Annotated in this window: 12 protein-coding genes; 7 read left to right on the top strand and 5 right to left on the bottom strand. The window is 67.8% G+C overall.

The annotated features are described in order from the left end of the window. Nucleotides 1-37 precede the first annotated feature (37 nt). Both BDD16_RS00060 and BDD16_RS00055 read left to right on the top strand, forming a co-directional pair. Nucleotides 38-742 (top strand): response regulator transcription factor, encoded by a 705-nt coding sequence (locus BDD16_RS00060; protein ID WP_179631918.1) that lies wholly within the window; start codon nucleotides 38-40, stop codon nucleotides 740-742. After that, a complete protein-coding gene (locus tag BDD16_RS00055) occupies nucleotides 739-2,127 on the top strand; it encodes a sensor histidine kinase (protein WP_179631916.1) in 1,389 nt (462 codons plus the stop codon). Before BDD16_RS00060 ends, BDD16_RS00055 begins: the two co-directional genes overlap by 4 nt. Nucleotides 2,128-2,145: 18 nt before the next feature. Here BDD16_RS00055 and BDD16_RS00050 read toward each other — a convergent pair whose 3' ends face one another. Further along, nucleotides 2,146-2,586, bottom strand: coding sequence for a DUF29 domain-containing protein (locus BDD16_RS00050; RefSeq protein ID WP_179631914.1), 441 nt, complete (start codon nucleotides 2,584-2,586; stop codon nucleotides 2,146-2,148). A gap of 104 nt (nucleotides 2,587-2,690) precedes the next feature. Here BDD16_RS00050 and BDD16_RS00045 point away from each other — a divergent pair, with 104 nt between their 5' ends. Then, a complete protein-coding gene (locus tag BDD16_RS00045) occupies nucleotides 2,691-3,419 on the top strand; it encodes a UPF0149 family protein (protein WP_179631912.1) in 729 nt (242 codons plus the stop codon). Between the two features lie 12 nt (nucleotides 3,420-3,431). Here BDD16_RS00045 and BDD16_RS00040 read toward each other — a convergent pair whose 3' ends face one another. Then, nucleotides 3,432-4,010, bottom strand: coding sequence for a DUF4337 domain-containing protein (locus BDD16_RS00040; RefSeq protein ID WP_179631910.1), 579 nt, complete (start codon nucleotides 4,008-4,010; stop codon nucleotides 3,432-3,434). 15 nt (nucleotides 4,011-4,025) lie between these two features. Next, a complete protein-coding gene (locus BDD16_RS00035) occupies nucleotides 4,026-5,306 on the bottom strand; it encodes a class I SAM-dependent methyltransferase (RefSeq protein ID WP_179631909.1) in 1,281 nt (426 codons plus the stop codon). Nucleotides 5,307-5,471: 165 nt separating this feature from the next. On the opposite strand from BDD16_RS00035, the gene BDD16_RS00030 reads away from it, so the two are divergent. From BDD16_RS00030 to BDD16_RS00020, 3 genes are all read left to right on the top strand, one after another. Beyond that, a complete protein-coding gene (locus BDD16_RS00030) occupies nucleotides 5,472-11,297 on the top strand; it encodes a Calx-beta domain-containing protein (RefSeq protein ID WP_179631907.1) in 5,826 nt (1,941 codons plus the stop codon). Between the two features lie 111 nt (nucleotides 11,298-11,408). Beyond that, nucleotides 11,409-13,235 (top strand): DUF294 nucleotidyltransferase-like domain-containing protein, encoded by a 1,827-nt coding sequence (locus BDD16_RS00025; RefSeq protein ID WP_179631905.1) that lies wholly within the window; start codon nucleotides 11,409-11,411, stop codon nucleotides 13,233-13,235. Continuing rightward, nucleotides 13,235-13,882 carry a 3'-5' exonuclease gene (locus BDD16_RS00020; protein ID WP_179631898.1) on the top strand — a complete coding sequence of 216 codons (648 nt, stop codon included), beginning with the start codon at nucleotides 13,235-13,237 and terminating at the stop codon, nucleotides 13,880-13,882. The genes BDD16_RS00025 and BDD16_RS00020 overlap by 1 nt, the downstream gene beginning before the upstream one ends. 94 nt (nucleotides 13,883-13,976) lie before the next feature. Here the strand turns inward: BDD16_RS00020 and BDD16_RS00015 are convergent, their stop codons facing one another. Both BDD16_RS00015 and BDD16_RS00010 read right to left on the bottom strand, forming a co-directional pair. Beyond that, entirely contained in the window at nucleotides 13,977-15,767 is a 1,791-nt protein-coding gene (locus BDD16_RS00015) for a cation acetate symporter (RefSeq protein WP_179635920.1), read from the bottom strand. A 20-nt stretch (nucleotides 15,768-15,787) separates the two neighbouring features. Then, nucleotides 15,788-16,096 (bottom strand): DUF485 domain-containing protein, encoded by a 309-nt coding sequence (locus tag BDD16_RS00010; protein WP_179631897.1) that lies wholly within the window; start codon nucleotides 16,094-16,096, stop codon nucleotides 15,788-15,790. 499 nt (nucleotides 16,097-16,595) lie between these two features. Here BDD16_RS00010 and BDD16_RS00005 point away from each other — a divergent pair. Next, on the top strand, nucleotides 16,596-19,719 hold a 3,124-nt coding region (locus BDD16_RS00005; protein WP_179631895.1), incomplete at its 3' end, for a beta strand repeat-containing protein.

Below are 19,719 nucleotides of genomic sequence, written 5' to 3'. Positions count from 1 at the left end.
CCGACAGCAGACGCGCGCACGGCGCTAGGATCCCGCCATGCCCCGCCTGCTGCTCATCGACGACGACGAACACCTGGCCGCCCCGCTGGCGGCCTACCTGAAACGCTTCGACCTCACGCTGGAGAGCGCGCTGCGCCCGAGCGTGGGCCTGGCGCGCCTGCGCGAGGGCGGCTTCGACGCGGTCATCCTCGACGTGATGCTGCCCGAGATGGACGGCTTCGACGTCTGCCGCGCGATCCGGCGCGACCCGGCGCTGGCCGGCCTGCCCATCCTGATGCTCACCGCGCGTGGCGACGTGATGGACCGCGTCATCGGCCTCGAACTCGGCGCCGACGACTACCTGCCCAAGCCCTTCGAGCCGCGCGAACTCGCCGCCCGCCTGCAGACCATCCTGCGCCGCCGTCAACCGGCGGCGCCCGCCGTGGTGCCGCCTGAAAACGGCCGGCGCCTGGTCTTCGACGGCATCGAGATCGACCTGGACCGCCGGCAGGTGCTGCGCGACGGGGCCGAGGTCGAGCTGACCGGCACCGAGTTCGAGCTGCTGGCGCTGCTGGCCGGCGAGCCCCACAAGGTCTTCACCCGCGACGAGATCCTCTCCCGGCTGCGTGGCCACGACGCCGACGTCTACACCCGCGCCATCGACATCCTCGTCAGCCGCATCCGCAGGAAGCTGGAGCCGCTGGACTGCATCAAGACCCTGCGCAACGCCGGCTACACCTTCGCCGGGGCGCGCCAGCCATGAACGCGGCGCTGCAGGCATTCCGGCGCGTGACCGGCGCGCTCGGCGTGCGGCTGGTGCTGCTGTTCCTGGTGCTGGCACTCGCGCTGACGGCGGTGTTCACCGGCGGGATGCAGCGCGCCATCGGCGGTGGCTGGCGGGCGCTGGTGCGTCCGCTGGTGGCCGATTACGTGGACCGGCTTGCCGACGAGCTGGGCTCTCCGCCGGACGTCGAGCGCGCCAAGGCCCTGGTCGAGCGCCTGCCACTGTCGGTGCGCATCGCCGGGCCGCAGGTCCAGTGGGATTCACACCCCCATCTGCGCGCGCTGCGTGCGCAGCGCCAGGGCCTGTTGCCGCCGTGGATGGCGAGCGAGCCGCCGCGGCCGTTGCCCATGCCGCCGATGCACCGCAGGATGCATCCCGAGGACGACGAGGCCCCCACGGCCGGCGACGACACCGAGCGCGGCTGGCTGCTGCTCACCCGCACCACCGCCGACGGCCACACGCTCGAATTCGGCCTCGGCGACGTGCCCTGGCGCCACCGGCCGCGCGCGATCGGCTGGTTCACGCTCGGGCTGCTGCTGGTGCTGACCGGGCTCGCCTACCTCGTGATGCGGCACTGGCTGCGGCCGCTCGGCGACATCCGCGCCGGGGCGGTGCGCTATGGACAGGGCCAGTTCGACCCGCCGATTCCCGTGCGCAGCGACGACGAGCTCGGCCGGCTCGCCGGGCAGATCAACACCATGGCGGGCGAGCTGCGCCACATGCTGGACGCCAAGCGGGCGCTGCTGCTGTCGATCAGCCACGAGCTGCGTTCGCCGCTCACGCGGGCGCGGCTGAATGCCGAACTGGTCGACGAAGGCCCCTCGCGCGATGCGCTGCTGCGCGACCTGGGCGAGATGCGCGAACTCATCAGCGACCTGCTGGAGAGCGAGCGCCTGGCTGCCGGGCACGCGGCGCTGCAGCGCGAGCCGGTCGATCTGGCCGCACTGGTCGAGATCGCCGTGCACGAGCAGGTGCCGGCGGACGTGGCGCTGGAACTCGATCTGGACGCGGACCTCGGTCCCGTGGCGGTCGACCCGGCGCGCTGGCGGCTGCTGGTGCGCAACCTCGTCGGCAATGCGCTGCGCCATGGCCAGCCGCCGCTGCAGATCCGCTTGCGCCGGGAAGCGGACGAGCTGGTCTTCACGGTGCGCGACCACGGACCGGGTGTCGCTCCCGAGGCGCTCGCCCAGCTCGGCGAGGCCTTCTACCGGCCCGATGCCGCGCGCGGTCGCAGCAGTGGCGGGGTGGGGCTGGGGCTGTACCTGTGCCGGCTGGTGGCGCAGGCCCACGGCGGGCGGCTGGTGGCGCGGGCGGCCGCGCCGGGGCTGGAGGTCACCGTGCGGATGCCGATGGCGCTGGCGTGAGCCGCCTACGCAGGACGTTCAGTTCGATGGAAGCCAGTCGCTGGACAGGATCTCCGCGCTGGTCCACGGGCACACGTCCGGGTACCGATCAAACCCGATGCCGGTTTCCCTGGCGGCCTCGGTGCGGGCGTCCAGCCAAGCATCTTCCCACCATTCCTTGTCGTTCAGACAGTGCTGCAGGCTGGGCGTCTTCTGCAGCCGGCGGGCGAGTGCCTTGCGCTGCTCCCGGATCGTGCTGTCCCAGCTGCTGCCGCGCCGCTCGGGCTGGTGCAACCACTTGAGCAGATGGGCCAGCAGGACGGCCATCCGGTTGGCGAGTTCCCGCTGTTCGCTCTTGCCCACGTCTTCAATCTCCTCGGCGATGTGTTCCAGATCGACCTGATCGAAACGACCCGCCCGGATCAGGCGCGCCTGTTCGGCCGCCCAGGCGACGATGTCGGTGTCGTAGTTGGTGTGCATCGTTTCAGCATAAATCCGAAGCCTGCGGCCGTCCACTGACGCCGCCGACACCGGCACCGACGGCACGGCGAAGGTCCTGGCGGCGGGTGATACGCTCGCGGCCCATGAACGCCCCCATCCAGACTGATTCCACCCGCACCGAGCCGCTGTCCGCCACCGAACTCGACCAGCTCGACGCCTTCCTCGCCAGCCTGCCCACCGGGGCGATGAACGTCGAGATGCTCGACGGTTTCTTCTGCGCGCTGCACTGCACGCCCGACCTCGTCGGCCCGGCCGTGTGGCTGCCGCTGGTCTGGGGCGAGACCGCGGACGCCGAAGCCTCGTTCGACGACGAAGGCCAGGCCCGCACGATCGTCGGACTGGTGACGCGCCACTGGAGCGCGGTGGCCGAAGAGCTGGTCGAGGCCGATGCGGCCGACACCCCGCGCGTGCCGCGCCTGAGCGCCGGCACGGATGGCCGCGTCACCGGCAATGCCTGGGCGACCGGCTTCACGCGCGGGATGCACGTGTCGCCGGAGGGCTGGCAGGAGGTGCTGGGCGACGACGAGGCCGGCGAGGTGCTGGTCCCGATGATGATGCTGCACCACGAACACGACCCCAACGAGGCCATGCGCCCGCCGCCGTTCGACGACGCGGTGCGCGCCGAGGTGATCGAGGCGATGGTGATGGGCGCGGCGCAGCTCTACCGCCATTTCGCGCCGGCCCGCCGGGCCGCATCCCGCGCCGACCGTCAGGCGCTGACCTTCCGCCGCACAGGCGCCAAACCCGGGCGCAACGACCCCTGCACCTGCGGCAGCAGCAAGAAGTTCAAGGCCTGCTGCGGGCGCAATTGAGCGGATCCGGCGTCAAAGGTGCATCCAGGCGGCCCCGCCCAGCAGCACCCCGCCGCCAGCCACGGCGTACATGGCGACCTTGAGCCAGCCCTGCTTCGTGAGCAGCGAGATGGCCGCCAGCGCGATCGAGACCTGCAGCGCGGTGGTCGCCTGCGCCCAGCGGTGGTGCAGGTGCATCTGCTCGTCGGACCGGTGGTCCCAGTCGGCGGATTCCTTTTCCAGCGCGTCGGCCCGGACCTTGATGTCGTCCTTTTCCGCCTTGTAGCGCTGGATTTCCTTGGCGTAGCTGTCCCGCACGTCGCCCTGCGTCAGCTGCACGCCCAGTTCGGCCAGGTTCTGCTTGCTGCTCTTGGCCTGGTAGTAGTTCCACTGGTTGCTGGCCTCGGTCTTCTTGATCGCGGCGTTGTTCTTGTACAGGCCCGCGTTCGCTTGCGTCGCCCCGCCCATGTAGGAGAACAGTGCGCCGACCGTGGCGATCACCGCAGTGGCCACCGCGATCGAATTGGTCGAGGCATCGCTGCTGCCGTGGTGGGCGACGTGCTCCAGTTCGTGGTCGTGGGGTCCGTGGACGTGGAAATGGTTACCGGACATGGGGTGCGTTTTCCGTCATTGGAGTGGTGAGGAGGGGAGGGTGCGGGCCGCGATCAGCGTCTCCAGACACTGCTCCCGGATCCCGTAGAACTGCTTGATGTCCCGGATCTGCGCGCGCACGGCGTCGGCATGGCCATCCGGCGTCTCGCTGCGCTTCACGGCCAGGATCATCTTGTTCTTGTTCGTGTGCTCCAGCGAGACGAACTCGAAGACCTGCGTGTCGTAGCCGGCGGCGTCCAGCAGCAGCGCGCGCAGGCTGTCGGTGACCATCTCGGCTTCCTGCCCCAGATGGACACCGTGCTGCAGCATCGGGCGCAGCAGCGGTGGCGTCTTCATCTGCGGGCGGACCTGCTTGTGGCAGCACGGCGAGCACATGATGATCGACGCCCCGGCGCGCAGCCCGAAGTCGATGGCGTAGTCGGTGGCGATGTCGCAGGCGTGCAGCGCGACCATCACGTCCAGCCCGACCGGCGTGTAGTGCCGCACATCGCCCGCGTCGAAGCGCAACCCGTCCAGTCCGTGGCGCGCCGCAGAGTCGTTGCACAGCGCGACCAGTTCCTCGCGCAGTTCCACGCCGGTGACCTGCGGCACGCGCCCCTGCGCGCGCAGCCAGTCGTGCATCGCGAAGGTCAGGTAGCCCTTGCCGCAGCCGAAGTCGAACACGCCGACCGGTCGCTCCTTGGCCGCACCCGCCAGCGGGGACGCGGCCATCGCGCTGGCGAAGACCTCGGTGAACTTGTTGATCTGGCGCCACTTGCGCGACATGGCCGGGATGAGCTGGTGCTGCGCGGTGGTGACACCCAGGTCGGCCCAGAAGGGGCGGTCGAGTGACAGCAGGCGGTGTTTCTCGCGGTTGTGCGCGGGCGCGCCGTCCTCGTCCTCGGGCGTGTCGTCTGCCACGGCTCCCTCGGTGGCAGCGGCCTTGCCGACCCGCAGCAGGCTCTTGTCGCGCCCGCCCTTTTCCTTGACGGTGAGCTGCACCTCCTGCGTGCGGGTGTGCAGGTGGGCGTTCTGGAACGACGGCCCGAGCAGGGCGTCGAGCACCGCCAGTGCCTCGGCGACCGGGTGGTTCTTGGTGATGTCCTTGGTGGTGTGGCGGTAGACCAGCTGCAGATGCGCCTCGCCACGCAGTTGCACCGGCCGCACCAGCAGCCGCTCCAGCCCCGCCTCGCTGCCACGGTACTTGCCCAGTGTCAGGCGCACGAATTGCCGGGTGGCCAGCGCCGTCTCCAGCAGTTGCAGGAACCGGGCGCGTGCGGTCGGCTCGACAGGGGGGGTGATCAGATTCGAGAACATGGGGCGGATTGTCCCGCATCGCCCTGGACGGCCGCGGGAGGCCATGGCACCCCCCTGTTCGCGGGGGGTGGTGTCTGAAGTTGAACCAGCGCACCCCCAAATAAAAAATCTGAATATAGATTGAGCGAACAACCCGAAGTTTCCCGTCCAGTTCCCGAGATCCACATGACCATCCGCCCCACTTCCCCGATTTCTCGCCCTCTTGCCACCGTGGATCTGCCCGCCGCGATCCTCGCGACAGGGGCGGTGGGTGCAGCCGCCATCCCGCCCGTGATCAGCATCGCCGCCACCAGCGCGGGCAAGGCCGAGGGCTTGTCCGGCACGACGGCGTTCACCTTCACCGTCACCCGCGACAGCGGCGAGGGCGTGTCATCGGTGAGCTGGTCGCTGGTCCACGGCACCACCGCAGACACGGATTTCAGCGGGCTGACCAACGGTGACGTCACGTTCGCCGCGGGCGAGACGAGCAAGGTGATCACGCTGAACGTGGTCGGTGACACGGCGATCGAGCTGGATGGCGCCTTCAGCGTCATGCTGTCGGGTCCGGAAGGGGCCACGCTCGGCACGGCAACGGCCACCGGCACCATCCTCAACGACGACTTCGGCAGCATCGGCATTGCCGCCGTGGTCGGCAGCCGCCAGGAAGGGCAGAGCGGCGCATCTGCCTTCACCTACGCCGTGACGCGCACGACCGATGTCGGCACCGCCTCGGTGAACTGGGCCGTGGCCCATGGCACCACGGTGGCGGCCGATTTCAGCGGCGCCACCAGCGGCACGGTGACCTTCGCGGCGGGCGAGATGGTCAAGCTGGTCACGGTGAGCGCACTCGGCGACACGGTGGTCGAGTCGAACGAGGCGTTCAACGTCGTGTTGTCGGGCGCGGTCGGTGCGACGCTGGGCACGGCGTCGGCGGCCGGCACCATCCTGAACGACGACCTGCCCGCGGTGTCCATCGTCGCGACCGCCGCCAGCAAGGCCGAGGGCACGGGTGGCACGACGCCGTTCACCTTCACCGTCAGCCGCAACAACGCGCTCGGCACCTCGCTGGTGTCGTGGACGGTGCTGCATGGCACGACCACTGCCGCCGACTTCAGCGGCGCCACGAGTGGCGTGGTCAGCTTCCTGGCGGGCGAGACCAGCAAGACCATCACCGTCAACGTGGTCGCCGACAGCACCATCGAGCTGAACGAGAGTTTCAGCGTGCGCCTGTCCGGGACGCGCGGCTCCGCGCTGGGCACGGTCAGCGTGGCCACGACCACCATCGCCAACGATGACCTGCCGACGGTGAGCATCGCCGCCACCAGTGCCAGCCTGATCGAGGGCAACAGCGGCACGACGCCGTTCACCTTCACCGTGACCCGCAGCAGCGCGGTGGGCGCGTCGAGCGTGAACTGGGCGGTGCAGCACGTCGGCACCAGCGCGGCCGATTTCACCGGCGCGACCAATGGCACGGTGAGCTTCCTGGCCGGCGAGACGAGCAAGGTCATCACCCTGACGGCGGTCGGCGAGACGGCGGTCGAGCTGGACGAGGCGTTCAACGTGGTGCTTTCGGCGCCAGGTGGTGCCCAGCTGGGCACGGCAAGCGCCGCCGGCCTGATCCGGGCGGACGACCTGCCGACGGTGGGCATCGCCGCCGCCAGCGCGAGCAAGTCCGAAGGAACCTCCACCCTGGTCGGGGCGACGACCGCCTTCACCTTCACCGTCAGCCGCAACACCACGCTGGGCACCTCGTCGGTGAACTACGCGCTGGTGCTCGGCACGGCCACCGCCGACGACTTCAGCGGCGCCACGACCGGCACCGTGAGCTTCGCGTCCGGCGAGTCGAGCAAGACGGTGACGGTCAACGTGGCCGCGGACAGCACGATCGAGCTGGCCGAGACCTTCAGCGTGGTGCTGTCCGCGCCGGTCGGCGCGCTGCTCGGCACGGCGACCGCCGCGGGCACCATCGCCAACGACGATCTGCCGATCGTGGGCATCGCCGCCACGGCGGCCGTGGTCGCGGAGGGTGCGACCGGCGGCACGACGCCCTACACCTTCACCATCTCCCGCAACAGTGGCGTGGGGGTCTCGTCGGTGAACTGGGCGGTGGCCCATGTCGGCACGGCCGCCGATGATTTCACGGGCGCCCTGTCGGGCAGCGTGGCCTTTGCCGCCGGCGAGACGAGCAAGGTCATCACGGTCACCGCGGTGGGTGACGCGACGATCGAGCTGAGCGAGAACTTCAGTGTCGTGCTCTCGACCCCCGTGGGTGCGAAGCTCGGCACCTCGTCGGCCACCGGCACCCTCGTCAACGACGACCTGCCGACGGTGAGCATCGCCGCGACCAGCGCCGACAAGGCCGAAGGCAGCACCGGCACGACGCCCTTCACCTTCACCGTGACCCGCACCAGCGGCGTGGGTACGGCCTCGGTCGGCTGGGCGGTGGCCCATGTCGGCACGGTGGCGGCCGACTTCTCGGGCGCCACCAGCGGCACGGTGAGCTTCCTGGCGGGCGAGACGAGCAAGGTGCTCACGCTGAACGTGGTGGGCGACACCGCGGTCGAGCTGAACGAGGGCTTCAATGTCGTGCTGTCCGCGCCGACCAACGCGCTGCTCGGGACGACGACCGCCGCAGGCGTGGTCCAGGCCGATGACGTGCCGACGGTGAGCATCGCCGCCACCAGCGCGAGCAAGGCCGAAGGCAGCACCGGCACGACCGCCTTCACCTTCACGGTCACCCGCAGCAGCAGCCTGGGCACCTCGTCGGTCAACTACGCGCTCGCCCACGGCACCACCACGGCGGACGACGTCAGCGGCACCACGTCGGGCACGGTGAGCTTCGCCTCGGGCGAAACGAGCAAGGTGGTGACGATCAACGTGGTGGGCGACACCACGATCGAGCTGAACGAGACCTTCAGCGTCGCGTTGACCAACCCGGTGGGCGCCACGCTGGGCACGGCGACGGCCACCGGCACCGTGGTCAACGACGACCTGCCGACCGTGAGCATCGTCGCCACGAGCGCGAACCTGTCCGAAGGCAGCACCGGCACGACGCCGTTCACCTTCACCGTGACCCGCAGCAGCGGGGTCGGTGCTTCGGCGGTGAACTGGGCGGTGGCCCACACGTCCACCTCCTCCACGGACTTCAGTGGCGCCACCAGCGGCGCGGTCAGCTTCCTGGCGGGCGAGACCAGCAAGACCGTCACGGTCAACGTGGTGGGCGACACGACGATCGAGCTGAACGAAGGGTTCAACGTGGTGCTGTCCGGCCCGACGGGCGCCTTGCTGGGCACGGCCACCGCCGCCGGCACCATCTTCAACGACGACCTGCCGACCGTGAGCATCGCGGCCACCAGCGCGAACAAGGGCGAAGGCAATACCGGCACGACCGGGTTCACCTTCACCGTGACCCGCACCAGCAGCGTGGGCACGTCGTCGGTGAACTGGGCCGTGGCCAACACCGGCACGGTGGCCGCTGACTTCTCGGGGGCGACCAGCGGCACCGTCGTGTTTGCCGCTGGCGAGCTGAGCCGGGTCCTCACCATCAGCGTGGTGGGCGAGACCACGATCGAGCTGAACGAGAATTTCAGCGTCGTGCTGTCCAGCCCGACCGGCGCCCTGCTGGGCACGGCCACTGCCACCGGCACCATCGTCAACGACGACCTGCCGACCGTGAGCATCGCGGCCACCAGCGCGAGCAAGGTCGAAGGCAGCACCGGCACGACCCCGTTCACCTTCACCGTGACCCGCAGCAGCGGGGTCGGCACCTCGTCGGTCAACTACGCGGTGGCGCATGTCGGCACCAGCGCGGACGATTTCAGCGGAGCGACCAGCGGCACGGTGAGTTTCCTGGCGGGTGAGACGAGCAAGGTCATCACGCTGAACGTGGTGGGCGACACCACGATCGAGCTGAGCGAGGCCTTCAACGTGGTGCTGTCCTCGGCCGTGGGGGCGAAGCTCGGCACGGCAACGGCCGCCGGGCAGGTCACCAACGACGACCTGCCGACGGTGAGCATCGCCGCTACCAGCGCCGACAAGGCCGAGGGTTCGACCGGCGGCACGACCGCGTTCACCTTCACGGTGACGCGCAGCAGCGGTGTCGGCACCTCGTCCGTCGGTTACGCGCTGGTCCATGGCACGACGGTCGCCGCCGACTTCAGCGGCACCACCACGGGAACGGTGAGCTTTGTCGCCGGCGAGACCAGCAAGGTCATCACCGTCTACGCGGTGGCCGACACGGTGATCGAAGGCAACGAGACCTTCAGTGTCGCGCTGTCGGCACCGGTGGGTGCCACGCTGGGCACGGCGACTGCGGCGGGCCGCCTCGTCAACGACGACGTGCCGGTCCTGAGCCTGTCCGCGACCAGCGCCGACAAGGTCGAAGGCAACACCGGCACGACGCCGTTCACCTTCACCGTGACGCGCAACGTCGGCACGGGCGTGTCCTCCGTCGGCTATGCGGTGGTGCATGGCTCCACCAGCGCCGCCGACTTCAGCGGCAGCACCACCGGCACCGTCAGCTTCGCCGATGGCGAGACGAGCAAGGTCATCACGCTGAACGTGGTGGGTGACACGGTGGGCGAGGGCAACGAGACCTTCAGCGTGGCCTTGTCCGGGGCCAGCAACGCCACGATCAGTACCGCGACCGCCGCGGGCACCATCCGCAACGACGACTCGGGTGGCACGGGTGGCATCAACAGCTCCGTCTCGCAGGTCACCTACATCACGGTGCCGACCTCGGTGTCCGACAACATCGAAAACCTGGTGGATGGAGCCAAGTGGGGCGGCGCGATCGGCACGGGCGCGCAGCTGACCTACAGTTTCTCGACCTCGGCCTCGGTCTTCACCTACTCGAACTCGACCCACGACCCCTACACCGCCCTGAACGTCAACCAGCAGGCGGCGGCCCGCATGGCGATGAACGCGCTGTCCTCGGTCTGCAACATCACGTTCACCGAGGTGGCCGACACGGCGGTCGGTGCCGGCGACATCCGCTGGACCCTGTCGCAGAACAGCACGCTGTCCACCGCCCACGCCTACTACCCCTCGACCAGCGCGGCGGGTGGCGACATCTGGTTCGGCCCGAGCGGCTCCTACACCACGCCGGTGGTTGGCGGCTACAGCTACCACACCTTCATCCATGAACTCGGCCATGCGGTCGGGCTGGAGCATCCGCACGACGGATCGCCCGCGCCGGTCGTCGGCGAGGACCAGCTGAAGTACAGCGTCATGAGCTACAAGGACAACGCCACCGACACCAACGATGGCTACGGATCCTCGTACTTCCCGACGTCCTACATGCTCAACGACATCGCGGCGCTGCAGTACATGTACGGCATCAACGGGACGTCCAACCAGGGGGACACCGTCTACGCCTGGACCGCGGGCAGCAAGGTGTACGAATGCCTCTGGGACACCGGCGGCAATGACACGGTCGACGCCAGCAGCCAGACGCTCGGTGTCACGCTCAACCTGAATGGCGGTACCTGGTCGACCATCGGCTCCAGCTACTCCAACCAGGCGGCCCAGGTGCGCGACAGCCTGGGCATCGCGTTCGATGTGGTGACGGCGACCGTCGACAGCCGCATCGAGAACGCCATTGGCACAGGCGTCGCCGATGCGCTGATCGGCAACGCCAAGGCCAATGTGCTGACCGGTGGCGCGGGGGCGGACACGCTGACGGGCGGCGCTGGCGCCGACGTGTTCCGCTTTGTCACCACCGCCCAGGGCGGCGACACGCTGACCGACTTCACCAGTGGCAGCGACAAGATCCAGGTCGTCAGCGCGAACTTCGGTGCGCTGCCGGTGGGAACGCTGGCCAGCACGCGTTTCGTGTCGGGCAGCGCGCCGGTGGCGCTGGATGCGAATGCCGTGTTCCTCTACAACGCGACGACCGGCGTCCTCACGTTCGACAGCAACGGCTCCGGTGCGGGCGGGACTGCGGTGGTGGCGACGCTGGCATCCGGCTTCCGCACGCTGGTGGCCGGAGACCTCCAGGTGGTGGCGGCCTGACGCTGGCGCAGGCCCGGGCCGCATCCGGCCCGGGCCTTGATGTCGCGCAGGTCCTGCGACCTGCCGGGCCGGGACAATCACGGCATCCCCTGCCTGCGAAAGGCCCGTCCCGTGCCCAGTGCCTTCAATTTCGACGCATCGCCCTTCGATGCGCTCCACCCCGACGAGCGCCAGCTGGTGCGGCGCAGCGTGGACATCGAGTATTTCCGCGAGGGGGCCGTCATCCTGTCGCCGGGCACCGAGCCGACCCACCTGTTCGTGGTCATCAAGGGCCATGTCCAGCAGTGGGATGGCGACGAGCAGCAGACCAGCTTCGGCCCCGACGACTGCTTCGATGGCCGTGGCCTGGTGGCCGGGCAGGTCAGCAGCCGCTTCATCGCCAGCGAGGAGGTGGTCGTCTACCGGCTGGCCAAGGCGGCGGTGTCGACGCTGATCGCCAGCAATGCCACCTTCGGCGCGCTGCTGTTCGCCGACCTGTCGAACAAGCTCGGCGCGCTGGCCGAGCGCCGCAGCCAGCACGAACTGCAGTCGCTGACCATGGCGCGGGTCGATCAGGCCTACCTGCGCCCGGTGTACTTCGTGGATGCCGACGATGACATCGCGACGGTGGCGCGGGCCTTCCACGAGCAGCGCACGACCAATGTGCTGGTGCGCGACACCGCCTGCACGCCGCCCCGGCTCGGCATCTTCACCGTGACCAGCCTGCCCAAGGCGATCATGAGCGGTGTGCCGCTGGACCAGTTGCCGGTGCGTGAACTGGCCAATTTCAAGCTGGTGACGATCCGGCCGAGCACGCCGCTGTTCGACGCGCTGGCGCTGATGATCCGGCACCGCATCCACCGGCTGGTGGTGGCCGAGGGCGAGCAGATCCTGGGTTTCCTGCAGCAGCTGGACCTGCTGAGCTACCTCTCCAACCACTCCTACCTCATCACGCTGCAGATCCTGGAGGCGACCGACATCGCCACCCTGCGGACTGCGGCCGAGCAGATCACCCGGCTCATCGGTGTGCTGGAACACAGCGGCACCAAGGTCGGCATGATCGCCCGGCTGGTGCAGGAGCTGAACGCGACGCTGTTCGAGCGCGCCTGGCAGCTCATCGCGCCCGCCGACCTGATCGCCAACAGCTGCCTCTTTGTCATGGGCAGCGAGGGCCGCGGGGAGCAGCTGCTCAAGACGGACCAGGACAACGGACTGATCCTGCGCAATGGCTACCAATGCACGCACGATCTGGCCGAACTCTGCGATCGGTTCTCGTCCGCGCTGGCCGAGTTCGGCTATCCGCCATGCCCGGGCCGCATCATGGTGAGCAACCCGGACTGGCGCCACAGCGAGGACGATTTCGCCCGCACGGTGCGCGACTGGCTGTTCACGCCGACGGCCGACCACCTGATGTCGCTGGCAATCTTCCTGGACGCGCACAGCGTGGCGGGTGACGCGGCGCTGCTGGCGGGGGTGCGCGAGCAGATCTGGCGGTTTGCCAGCGACAACGCGGGCACGCTCGGGCGTTTCGCCGGTGCCATCGACGCCTTCAGCACCGACAGCGGCTGGTGGAACCGCATCCTGCACCGGGGGGATGGTGGCAAGGAACAGCTGGATCTGAAGAAGGCGGGCATCTTTCCGCTCGTGCATGGCGTGCGCAGTCTGGCGTTCGAATACCGGATCCCCGCGACGGGCACGGTGGAGCGCATCGAGGCGCTGCTCGCCGGCGGGCACCTGCCGGCCGATCTGGGGCCGGTCCTGGTCGAGAGCCTGCACTTTTTCATGGGCCTCAAGCTGCGTGCGGGACTGCAGGCGCTGGAGCAGGGACGCGTGGCCGGTTCCGGCATCGCGCTGGACAAGCTGGGCAGCCTGGACCGCGATCTGCTGAAGGACACGCTCGCCGTGGTCAAGCGCTTCAAGGTCTACCTGCGCCAGCACTTTCACCTGGACGTGATCTGATGCGCGGCGGTCCTGGAGGGTTGTTCGGCCAGTGGGCGGCGCTCAAGCGGGCGTGGATGCTCTGGCATCTGGCGGACCAGCGGCTGCGGTTCCTGTATGACGAACCGCCACCGAATGAATGGGTGTCGGTGGATTGCGAAACCACCGGGCTGGATACCCGGCGCGACGACATCATTTCCATCGGCGCCGTGCGCATCGTCGGCGACCGGGTGATGACCAGCGAGGCGCTGTCGCTGCTGGTCCGGCCGAGCAAGGCGCTCACGGCCGACAGCGTGCGGGTGCACCGCCTGCGCGACCAGGATGTGGCCGATGGACTGGCGCCCGAGGAGGCGATGCGGCAGTTGCTGACCTTCATCGGCAGCCGGCCGCTGGTGGGCTATTTTCTGGAATTCGACGTGGCCATGATCAACCGCGTGCTCTGGCCGATGCTGGGCGTGGCGCTGCCGCAGCCGAAGATCGAGATCTCGACGTTGTTTTACGAATACAAGTTCCGCCAGTTCCACGGCCACGAACAGGACCGGCACATCGATCTGCGCTTCGACACGGTGATGACCGAGCTGGACCTGCCGCGGCGGGACGCGCATGACGCGCTCAACGACGCGGTCATGGCGGCACTGGCGTTCATCAAGCTGCGGCAGCTTCCATAAAAAAACCCGGCGGATGCCGGGTTTTTTGTGGCCGCTGGACCGGGAAGGTCAGCGGCCGGTGGGTTCCCGCTTGCGCGGGAATGACAGCAGGGGATCAGTGACCCGATGCGCCGTCGGCACCCAGGCCGGTTTCCGAGCGCACTTGCTGTGCTTCGAAGGCCGCACGTTCCGAAGTCGCTTGCGCGCTGCGGTCCATGATCGACACGATCCAGATCACCACGAAGGCGATGGTCATCGAGAACAGCGCAGGCGAGCTGTACGGGAACCAGGCCGAGCCCTTCGGGTTGCCGAGCGTGGCTTCCCACACCGACGGCGACACGACGGTCAGCACGACCGACGAGATCAGGCCCATGAAACCACCAGCGACAGCACCCTTGGTGGTGCAGTCCTTCCACAGCACGCTCATGAAGAGCACCGGGAAGTTGGCCGAGGCCGCGATCGCGAAGGCCAGCGACACCATGAAGGCGATGTTCTGCTTCTCGAACACGATGCCCAGCGTCACGGCCAGCACACCCAGGCACAGCGTGGTGATGCGCGAAACCTTCAGCTCCGCCGCACTGTCCGCCTTGCCCTTCTTGATCAGCGTGGCGTAGATGTCATGCGACACCGCCGATGCGCCCGACAGCGTCAGACCAGCCACGACCGCCAGGATGGTCGCGAAGGCCACGGCCGAGATGAAGCCGTAGAACACGTTGCCACCGACGGCCTTGGCCACCAGCACGGCCGCCATGTTGGCCGTGCCCGCGCCACCATTGATGACGCCCTTGGCGACATTGGCGTACTCGGGGTTGGTCAGCACCAGCGTGATCGCACCGAAGCCGATGATGAAGATCAGCACATAGAAGTAGCCGATCCAGGTCGTCGCCCAGAACACCGACTTGCGGGCTTCCTTCGCGTCAGGGACGGTGAAGAAGCGCATGAGGATGTGCGGGAGACCGGCGGTACCGAACATCAGCGCCATGCCGAAGCTGATGGCCGAGATCGGGTCCTTGATGAAGCCGCCAGGGCCCATCAGCGACAGGCCGATCTTCTCCGGGTTCATCGCTTCTGCCTTGGCCATCGCGACCGAAGCCGCCGAGGCGGCTTCCGGCGTCATGGCAGCGGCAGCGGACGCGGCAGCACCGGCCACAGCCGCTGCCTTGGCGTTCACGGCGATCGCGGTCTTGACGGCGACACCCTTGGCGAACAGCGCTTCCGGCGAGAAGCCGAACTGCGACAGCACCATGATGGCCATGAAGGTCACGCCCGACAGCAGCAGGCAGGCCTTGATGATCTGCACCCAGGTGGTGGCCGTCATGCCGCCGAACAGCACGTAGATCATCATCAGCGCGCCGACGATCACGACCGCCATCCAGTATTCGAGACCGAACAGCAGCTTGATGAGCTGGCCGGCACCGACCATCTGGGCGATCAGGTAGAACGCCACCACGACCAGCGTGCCCGAGGCCGCGAACGCGCGGATCGGACCCGGCTTGAAGCGGTAGCCGGCCACGTCGGCAAAGGTGAACTTGCCGAGGTTGCGCAGGCGTTCTGCCATCAGGAAGGTGATGACGGGCCAGCCGACCAGGAGGCCGATCGAGTAGATCAGGCCGTCGTAGCCAGTGGCCATCACTGCCGCGGAAATGCCCAGGAAGGAGGCGGCCGACATGTAGTCGCCCGCAATCGCCAGACCGTTCTGGAAGCCGGTGATGCCGCCACCGCCGGTGTAGAAGTCAGCCGCCGACTTGGTCTTGCTGGCTGCCCACTTCGTGATGTAGAGCGTGCCCGCCACGAACGCCGCGAACATGCCGATCGCGGTCCAGTTGGTCTCTTGCTTGGCGATCTGGCCCATGTCGGCACCAGCGGCCAGCGCGGCCCCCGCGCCCAGCAGCCCGACCAGGGCCATCAGGGTTTTGAATGTGCGGCTCACTTCGAGACCTCCTGCAGGATTTCGCGGGTCAGGCGATCGAACTCGTCGTTCGCACGACGCACGTAGATGCCGGTGATGATGATCGTGAAGACGATGATGCCCATCCCGATGGGGATGCCGATCGTCGTCACACCTGCGCCGATGGGCTGCGCGAGGAATTCCTTGTTGAACGCGATCAGCGCGATGTAGCCGTAGTACACGACCATCATCAGCAGTGTCAGCATCCAGCCGAATCCGCCGCGCTTTTGTTTTAGTTCCGCATACTTAGGGTTTGACCTGATGCGGGCGATCACAGGATCTGCCATGGATTGCTCCTATTAAATACAGGTGAATCAGATAATTCGAAATGCAGTCTAGGATCGGAGTCTGACCAAATACTGACCAGAATGCGGGCAAATATCTGACGCGAAACTTTCTGGATGCCCCGCATGAAGAGCCGACTTTTGTCAATCCTGACTGAATCCTGACTCGGCCTGGGCGATCTGGAAATTACTTGGATACTGGCCGCCAGCGTCGTTCCTCTGCGTGACCTGGTATCGGATTTGCATTCTGGTTCCAGACGGGACCAGCACAAGCGGCGGATGATCGTGTTTAATTCACGGTTCATGCCGATGCGGGCCCCTTGTTCGAGGTGCTCTTGGCCTCGTTGCAGGGGGTGCTTTCGCTTATAAATTGGAGTCGATTTTCATTTCGGCTTCTTATCTTCGCCTTGCGCAGATAAAACAAGACCGAATAAGAATCGCTGGTTATTCGGGAAATCCCGTAAATCGGGATGCATCAAAAACAAGCGACTAGGTTCCCCCAATGAGTTCCAGAACGATCACTGCTTCCATCGCTGCATCTGCCAGCACCACTGGCGCCACCGCTGTCGCCATGCCCGCCGCTGCCGCGCTGGTCTCCAGCCTGATTTCAGGCACGTCTGCGGCGGAAACCCTCGGCGGCACGGCCGGTACGGACGAGATATTCGGCTACGGTCAGAACGACCTGATCAACGCCGGCGACGCAAATGACACGCTGTGGGGCGGTAACGGTGACGACACGCTGAACGGTGGTGCGGGTGACGACCTGCTGGTCGGCGAAGGTGGGAACGACCGTCTGGATGGCGGCCTGGGCAGCGACACCTACCGTGTCACAGGCAATGCCGCGAGCGGATTCGGCGGCCACGACACCTATGCGGACACCGGCTCCAGTGGTGTCGACAGGGTCGTCGTGGTCGGCACGGGCGCGGTGGACATCGGCATCAAGGGCTGGAGCGCGACCGGCATCGAGCAGATCGATGCGACCGGCACGACCGGTGCGGTGCGCCTGCTGGACACGGGCGACGCCAACCTGATCGATCTGCGCACGACGACGCTGACCGGCAGCAACCTCGTCATCGACGGCAACTACGGCGACGACACCATCTACGGCAGCGCGGCCGGCGACACCATCGTCGCCAGTTTTGGCCACGATGTCGTGGATGGCGGCGAGGGCGGCGACACCTACCGCATCAGCGGCAACGAGGCTGCTGGCTGGGGCGTTTTCCAGAATCACGACACCTACAAGGACACGGGTTCCGCCGGGACCGACCAGATCGTGGTGGCGGGGACGACGACGGGTGCGGTGGACATCGGCATCAAGGGCTGGAGCGCGACCGGCATCGAGCAGATCGACGCGACCGGCACGACCGGCGTGGTGCGCCTGCTCGACACCGGGGATTCGAACCTGATCGACCTGCGGACGACGATGCTGACGGGCAGCAACCTCGTCATCGACGGCAACTACGGCAACGACACGGTCCACGGCAGTGCTGCGGCAGACACCATCGTGGGCGCCAGCGGCAACGACCTGCTGGACGGCGGTGCCGGTGGCGACACCTACCGCGTCACCGGCAACGAGGCCGGCGGCTGGAGCAGCTTCCACAGCTTCGACACCTACGCCGACACCGGCACCAGCGGCATCGACAGGATCGTGGCACTGGGCACGGGGGATGTGGACGTGGGTTTCCTGGGCAGCTTCGGCGCCAGCAGCGGCATCGAGGAGATCGATGCCACCGGGGTGACCGGCACGGTGCGGCTGTATGGCGAAGGCAGCGGCTCGACGCTGGACTTCCGCAACGTCACGATCACCGGCGGCAACGTGGTGATCGACAGCAGCTACGGCAACGACACCGTCCATGGCAGTGCGGGTGCGGACACGATCCTCGCCAGCTGGGGCGACGACGTGTTCGATGGTGCGGGCGGCAGCGACACCTACCGGGTCAGCGGCAACGCGACCACCGCGTTCCAGGGCCACGACACGTACAAGGACAGCGGGACGGCCGGCACGGACAAGATCGTGGTGACGGGCGGGACGCTGGCGGTGGACATCGGCATCAAGGGCTGGAGCGCAACCGGCATCGAGCAGGTCGACGCGACCGGCACGACCGGTGCGGTCCGCCTGCTCGATACCTACGACGCCAACCTGATCGATCTGCGCACGACGACCCTGACCGGCAGCAACCTCGTGATCGATGCGAGTTTCGGCAACGACACGGTGTACGGCAGCGCGGCGGCGGACACCCTCGTCAGCGGCGGTGGCAACGACGTGGTTGATGGCGGCGCGGGCGGTGACACCTACCGCGTCACCGGCAACGAGGCGGGGGGCTGGAGCAGTTTCCAGAACTTCGACACCTACGCGGATACCGGCACCAGCGGCACGGACAAGATCGTGGCGCTGGGCACGGGCAACGTGGACATCGGCCTGCTGGGCAACTTCGGTGCGACCAGCGGCATCGAGGCGATCGATGCCACCGGCGCGACCGGCACGGTGCGGATCTACGGCGACGGCAGCGGCTCGACGCTGGACTTCCGCGGCGTCACCGTCACCGGCAGCAACGCCGTGATCGACAGCAACTACGGCAACGACACGGTCTACGGCACGGCGGGCGCGGACACCATCCTCACCAGCCACGGTGACGATGTGCTGGACGGCGCGGGCGGCAGCGACACCTTCCGTGTCACGGGCAACACGACGACCGCGTTCCAGGGTTACGACATCTACAAGGACAGCGGCACGAGCGGCACCGACCGGATCGTGGTGGCCGGCGCCGACGTGGACATCGGCGTCAAGGGCTGGAGCGCGACGGGCATCGAGACGATCGATGCCACGGGAGCGACCGGCGCAGTGCGGCTGATCGGCACGAACGGCGCAGAACTGTTCGACCTGCGCACGACGACGCTGACGGGCAGCAATCTGGTCATCGACGCGGGCTGGGGCAACGACACGGTGTACGGCAGTGCCGGCAACGACACGATCGCCAACAACCAGGGCGACGATGTGCTGGACGGCGCGGGTGGCAGCGACACCTTCCGGGTGACCGGCAATCTGCTGGCAGGATTCCAGGGCTACGACACGTACAAGGACAGCGGCACGAGCGGCACGGACCAGATCGTGGCGCTGGGCACGGGGGACGTGGACATCGGCACCCGTGGCTGGAGCGGCACCGGCATCGAGACCATCGACGCCACGGGCGCGGCCGGCACCGTGCGCCTGATCAGCACCAACGCGGCCGATGTGTTCGATCTGCGCACGACGACGCTGGTCGGCAGCAACATCGTGCTGGACGCGGGCTGGGGCAACGACACGGTGTACGGCAGTGCTGGCAACGACACGATCGCCAACAACCAGGGCGACGATGTGCTGGACGGTGCCGGGGGCAGCGACACCTTCCGCGTCTCGGGCAACACGACCCTGGATTTCCAGGGCTACGACACGTACAAGGACAGCGGGACGGCCGGCACGGACAAGATCGTGGTGACGGGCGGGACGCTGGCGGTGGACATCGGCATCAAGGGCTGGAGCGCAACCGGCATCGAGCAGGTCGACGCGACGGGCACGACGGGCGCGGTGCGGCTGCTGGACACGGGAGACGCGAACCTGCTGGACTTCCGCACGGCGACGCTGACGG

Origin of the sequence: Sphaerotilus montanus (genome assembly GCF_013410775.1) — a bacterium.
GTDB lineage: Bacteria > Pseudomonadota > Gammaproteobacteria > Burkholderiales > Burkholderiaceae_C > Sphaerotilus > Sphaerotilus montanus.
This window is presented reverse-complemented; position numbering and strand designations above follow the sequence as displayed.

Coding starts and splice junctions, on each gene's coding strand:
- BDD16_RS00040 (WP_179631910.1), bottom strand. CDS start 4,010: ATGTCCGGTAACCATTTCCACGTCCACGGACCCCACGACCACGAACTG.
- BDD16_RS00045 (WP_179631912.1), top strand. CDS start 2,691: ATGAACGCCCCCATCCAGACTGATTCCACCCGCACCGAGCCGCTGTCC.
- BDD16_RS00060 (WP_179631918.1), top strand. CDS start 38: ATGCCCCGCCTGCTGCTCATCGACGACGACGAACACCTGGCCGCCCCG.
- BDD16_RS00035 (WP_179631909.1), bottom strand. CDS start 5,306: ATGTTCTCGAATCTGATCACCCCCCCTGTCGAGCCGACCGCACGCGCC.
- BDD16_RS00055 (WP_179631916.1), top strand. CDS start 739: ATGAACGCGGCGCTGCAGGCATTCCGGCGCGTGACCGGCGCGCTCGGC.
- BDD16_RS00020 (WP_179631898.1), top strand. CDS start 13,235: ATGCGCGGCGGTCCTGGAGGGTTGTTCGGCCAGTGGGCGGCGCTCAAG.
- BDD16_RS00050 (WP_179631914.1), bottom strand. CDS start 2,586: ATGCACACCAACTACGACACCGACATCGTCGCCTGGGCGGCCGAACAG.
- BDD16_RS00015 (WP_179635920.1), bottom strand. CDS start 15,767: ATGGCCCTGGTCGGGCTGCTGGGCGCGGGGGCCGCGCTGGCCGCTGGT.
- BDD16_RS00010 (WP_179631897.1), bottom strand. CDS start 16,096: ATGGCAGATCCTGTGATCGCCCGCATCAGGTCAAACCCTAAGTATGCG.
- BDD16_RS00030 (WP_179631907.1), top strand. CDS start 5,472: ATGACCATCCGCCCCACTTCCCCGATTTCTCGCCCTCTTGCCACCGTG.